This is a genomic window from Streptococcus suis, from assembly GCF_002960445.1.
Lineage (GTDB): Bacteria > Bacillota > Bacilli > Lactobacillales > Streptococcaceae > Streptococcus > Streptococcus hyiners.
This window is the reverse complement of sequence record NZ_POJD01000136.1, coordinates 1-957: the sequence shown is the minus strand read 5'-3', so window position 1 is coordinate 957 and position 957 is coordinate 1. Positions and strand designations below refer to the sequence as shown.

The window sequence follows — 957 nt, the reverse complement described above, 5'->3', positions numbered from 1 at the left end:
AAAAACCGCCTGCACAAGGTCTTACAGGTCACTTTCCCTGAATTGGAAAATATCTTATCAACACCAACTGGTGAACAATACTGGAACTTAGTTATAGCTTTTCCTTGTAAGGACTTCGTGCTTGAGTTAAGCAAGGATAAACTCTCAGAAAGCATTCGTCAATCCACTTCAAAACGGATTTCGGACAAGCGTGTGGCGTACTTAGCCGAGAAGCTTATAGCACTAGCTAATCAATCTTATTGTGCTGTCAAGAAAACCTCTCCAATGCTGGAAGAGGTCCGTTACTATACAAAAGAATTGCTTAGACTTTCTGAACAGAGACAAACTGTTCTAGACCAAATGGTGGAACTAGCTCAGCCATTACCTGAATATGACATTCTGCTCTCTATTCCTGGTATCGCTGAGACTACTGCAACAAGTATTATTGGTGAACTGGGAGATATTCGCCGTTTTCAGTCTGCCAATCAAATCAATGCCTTTATCGGTATTGACCTGAGACACTATGAATCTGGTAACTTCCTCGCTAAGGAACACATTACCAAGCGTGGCAATCCCTACGCTAGAAAGATTCTGTTCAAATGTATCCATAATATCGCTTCAGCTAGTCACACCAATCCTTGCCATATCGCCGACTTTTATGAGAAACGAAAAAGACAATCGCAAACGACTTCTACGAAGCCACACACGATTGCCTCCATACATCGTCTCATTCGGACAATGTATTACCTCATAATGCATAACAAACTTTACGATTACACTTTAACCCAAAATCAGTAAGATTGTTTATGCAATATTATTGTAACACCTTATCAAAAATTTTCAACATAAGGTGTTAATTTCGTGTACTCTTTTTTACACGAAACCTTAGTCCAAAAGAAAACAATTTTCTTATTTTGACTATTGAACTCAACATATTTTTCATCAAATACCTTGATAGACTTGACAAATGGTAGAAAA

The 957-nt window shown here is 38.3% G+C and carries 1 protein-coding gene; it reads left to right on the top strand.

All coding sequences use genetic code 11. The annotated features are described in order from the left end of the window. Positions 1-777, top strand: a 777-nt coding sequence (locus tag C1G53_RS03760) for a transposase (protein WP_153046656.1), incomplete at its 5' end; no start/stop codon positions are given. Positions 778-957: the final 180 nt, after the last annotated feature.